The sequence below is a fragment of the Enterobacter sp. ZOR0014 genome, from assembly GCF_000798855.1.
Lineage (GTDB): Bacteria > Pseudomonadota > Gammaproteobacteria > Enterobacterales > Enterobacteriaceae > Enterobacter > Enterobacter kobei.
The window spans coordinates 1-3,709 of record NZ_JTLF01000079.1 but is presented as its reverse complement, the minus strand read 5'-3'; the positions used below and the strand labels follow the sequence as shown (position 1 = coordinate 3,709).

Genomic DNA, 3,709 nt, shown 5'->3' with positions numbered 1-3,709 from the left:
TTTAGTTATATAAAAATACGGCTACCATAAGAATATATAATACACCCGCGAAAGGACTATTTCGCTGATTTCGCCTCCGCCATTCGTGTTCGACGGCGCAGGGCAATCGCCAGCTGGATAATATTGATTAAAACGACAATTGCCGTAGCAGCAAATACCCAACGAAAACCTGCCATCGCAGAAACGGATGCGCCAATAAGCGGACCGGCAACGTTGCCTAAATACATAAACGACTGGTTATAACCAAAAATACGTCCGGTGACCTGGTCGCTGGAATATTTGACCAGCAAGGTCTGTACGGCAGGCAACATAGCCCCATCGGCGAAACCGAGTAAAAATCGCAGCACGCCCAGCTGAAGCGGAGAGGTAACAAACGACATCGCGAAAAAGAGCACCACCGCAAAAATCAGCGTCGCCATCAGGATACGCGCCGTGCCGATCCTGTCCCCCAGCTTCCCCAGACGTGGCGCAGAGATCAGCGCGGAAACGCCCGGCACGGCGGCAATCATCCCGCTGAGAAAAGCAATATTATTGCTGTCTGGCTCCATTGATTTAATAAACAGCGCCAGAATGGGCCCCACCGAGCCGTTACAGAGCTGGATCACCATGGTGGTGACAAACAGGCTGATCATTAGCCCTGGGTAAGGCAGCGAGGCGAAGACGGCCTTACCGCTCAGGCGTTCAGACTTGCTGACAACGGGGCGCCCTCCCTCTTTGATCAGAAAGAGCGTGACCAGAAAGCTAACCACCAGCAGGATCGCAGTGATGATAAATACCGCGCGCAGCCCAACGTGGTCTGCCAGAAAGCCGCCCAGCAGCGGGCCACCGATGACGCCGCTTATCTGCGCCGTTGAGAGGGTGCTCAGCGCCCAGCCGCTTCGTTCGCGTGGCACCTGAGAGGCCACCAGCGCCATGGCATTCGGAATGTACCCGGACGTCAGCCCCATCACCGCCCGCAGGAAAAACAGCTGCCAGACGTTCGTGGCGAAGGCCTGGAGCAGAATCGCAATCGCCATCCCGAGCGAGGCGCGCAGCAGCATCAGCTTACGGCCTTTCCGATCCGCCAGGCTGCCCCACATCGGAGACACAATGGCGGAGACCAGAAACGTGACGCTGAACGTCAGACCGGACCACATGGAGAGCGCTTCGTGGGAGGTAACCCCCAACTGCGACACGTACAGCGGCAGGAACGGCAGGATCTGGCTAATGGCCAGCCCGGTAAAGAAGCAGCCGAACCAGACCGAGATGAGATTAACTTTCCAGGATTCCATAAAGAAATAGTCTTCATTTTTAGGCGAATTCGCCGTCAGATTAGCAAGTTACGCACACCGGCGTCGCACCAGAGATGCGGCCTTGCTGACTTTGGTGTTTTATCTTCCCAGTCATCATATTTGTGAAATAAGTCACAAATCATCCACTTTCTGGCGGAAGATTATGCTTCAGCGACAGAGTCCGAAACCGCGCATCCCCAGATGAAAATGGTTGGCATGCGCCGCGTTATACTCCGGCCCCAAACCGTTACCGTAGTAGCCGCAGCTGGCCGCCAGCAGGGCTTTCAGCCATGGCTGCGTTTTTGCCGATTTCCAGCCGTTCAGCACCGTGACGCGCTCCCCGTTCGCCAGCCGAAAAGCGGCGATATCCAGCGCGTCTGCGGTGGCATGCTCACTGCGCCGCGCATCGGGCCGGTGGTAGATATTGCGACAGGCAAAGCTGCCAAGGTGCTCAATGCGCGTCAGTTCATATCCCGTGAAGCGCTGCGTCAATGGCCGGGCCTGCTGGCTGACAAACAGTGCAGAGCTGAGCGCCAGCGGACAGCTGGCAAGAAAACTGCCGTTCAGACTCACCGGGCCGAAGTCACGCACGCGCACGACGTTGCGCAGCGGACATGTCCCGCCGCCGTCAGCGACCGGTTGGGTGCGGATAAGGTTTCGTTGATTGGCCTGCGTTAACAGGCTCGCGCAGGCTTCGGGGGTTAAACGTCGCAGTTTATACTGGGTAATACGGCCAGGGGGATCGTCCAGGGCCAGCGGTTTAAATGGATTGTAGTAAGACGGCAACCAGCGATAACCCGCCGTTGCGACTGCCCCCAGGATGAAAACGGTCAGCAGAGTTTTTCCTTTCACGTTCCCCCCTCACTCTTCCCCAAAACATTATGGCAGAAGGCCGCGAAACCCGCAGGGCATCGTGGTATGTTATTGGCTTTTCGTCAGACTGGAAGAGAGTGAGATGGCAAAGCAGCGCGTAGGTATTGTCTTTGGGGGAAAATCAGCGGAACACGAGGTGTCATTGCAATCGGCCAAAAATATCGTTGATGCGATCGATAAAAGCCGGTTTGACGTGGTCCTGCTGGGCATTGATAAACAGGGCCAGTGGCATGTTAACGACGCCAGTCAGTATTTGCTGAATGCCCACGATCCGGCGCACATCGCCCTCAATCCTTCGGACATCAGCGTCGCGACCGTTCCTGGCGTCATGAAGGGACAGCTCATCGACGCCGGCAATGCGCAGGCTCTCACTCAGATCGACGTGGTCTTCCCTATCGTACACGGCACGCTCGGGGAAGATGGTTCCCTGCAGGGGATGTTGCGCATGGCCAACCTGCCGTTCGTCGGATCAGACGTACTGGGATCCGCCGCGTGCATGGACAAAGACGTCACCAAACGCCTGCTGCGCGATGCCGGACTGAATATCGCGCCATTCGTCACGCTCACCCGCGCCAACCGAGACAAGTACAACTTCGCGCAGGTTAGCGGTCAACTGGGGCTGCCGCTGTTTGTGAAGCCTGCCAACCAGGGGTCATCCGTGGGCGTTAGCAAAGTCGCCAGCGAAGCAGAGTTCACGCAAGCCGTCCGTCTGGCGTTTGAATTTGACCATAAAGTGGTTATTGAGCAAGGGATCAAAGGTCGCGAAATTGAGTGCGCCGTGCTGGGCAATGATTTTCCACAGGCGAGCACCTGCGGTGAAGTGGTCTTAAACAGCGACTTCTACTCCTACGACACCAAATACATTGATGATAAAGGCGCACAGGTCGTTGTTCCTGCGGATATCGATCCGGCGATCAACGACAAGATCCGGGCGATCGCCATCAGCGCCTACCAGACTCTCGGCTGCAGCGGCATGGCGCGCGTGGATGTCTTCCTGACGCCGGAGAACGACGTGGTAATCAATGAGATCAACACGCTGCCGGGCTTCACCAACATCAGCATGTATCCAAAACTGTGGCAGGCCAGCGGGCTTGGCTACTCTGAGCTGATCACCCGCCTGATCGAACTGGCGCTGGAGCGTCACGCCGCCGACAGCGCGCTGAAAAGTTCCGTTAACGGTTAATCGGCACCCTTCGCCGTCTCTTCCGTCGTCGTCTCTTCCGGGCGACGGCGGATAATCAACCCCGCCAGCCAGAAACTGATCACCCAGGTCACCAGCCCGACGGCATAGGTTTGCCACCCTTTTGCTTCAAATCCTAACAGCCCCACGACGCCGTTAAGAATAAAAATCAGCCCAATAGCAAAGGCATAGTAGTGCCAGTCACGGCGAAGTTTGGACGTGAGCTTCATAACAACTCCGGCAGGAAAAAAAGACATCCTCTCACAGTTTAAGCACGAGGTCTGTGGCAGATGCGGAAATTCTGAAACGCGACGCAATTTCACTTAAGTTTAAAAATTGTGACGCGCTGCAGAAATCAATAATCCAGGAGAATTCCTGAGCGTAA

4 protein-coding genes are annotated in these 3,709 nt (G+C 56.0%); 1 reads left to right on the top strand and 3 read right to left on the bottom strand.

All coding sequences use genetic code 11. From position 1 onward, the window contains the following. Window positions 1-56: 56 nt before the first annotated feature. Together L977_RS03390 and L977_RS03385 are read right to left on the bottom strand one after the other, a co-directional pair. Complete coding sequence (locus tag L977_RS03390) at window positions 57-1,271, bottom strand: multidrug efflux MFS transporter (RefSeq protein ID WP_023332216.1); 1,215 nt, start codon at window positions 1,269-1,271, stop codon at window positions 57-59. Between the two features lie 168 nt (window positions 1,272-1,439). After that, window positions 1,440-2,123: an extensin-like domain-containing protein gene (locus L977_RS03385; protein ID WP_047624746.1), complete on the bottom strand. Its 684-nt coding sequence runs from the start codon at window positions 2,121-2,123 to the stop codon at window positions 1,440-1,442. A 103-nt stretch (window positions 2,124-2,226) separates the two neighbouring features. Here L977_RS03385 and ddlA point away from each other — a divergent pair, with 103 nt between their 5' ends. Beyond that, window positions 2,227-3,327, top strand: coding sequence for a D-alanine--D-alanine ligase (gene ddlA, locus L977_RS03380; RefSeq protein WP_047624743.1), 1,101 nt, complete (start codon window positions 2,227-2,229; stop codon window positions 3,325-3,327). Here the strand turns inward: ddlA and L977_RS03375 are convergent. After that, entirely contained in the window at window positions 3,324-3,554 is a 231-nt protein-coding gene (locus L977_RS03375; protein ID WP_014882726.1) for a DUF2754 family protein, read from the bottom strand. The genes ddlA and L977_RS03375 overlap by 4 nt on opposite strands. Window positions 3,555-3,709 lie beyond the last annotated feature (155 nt).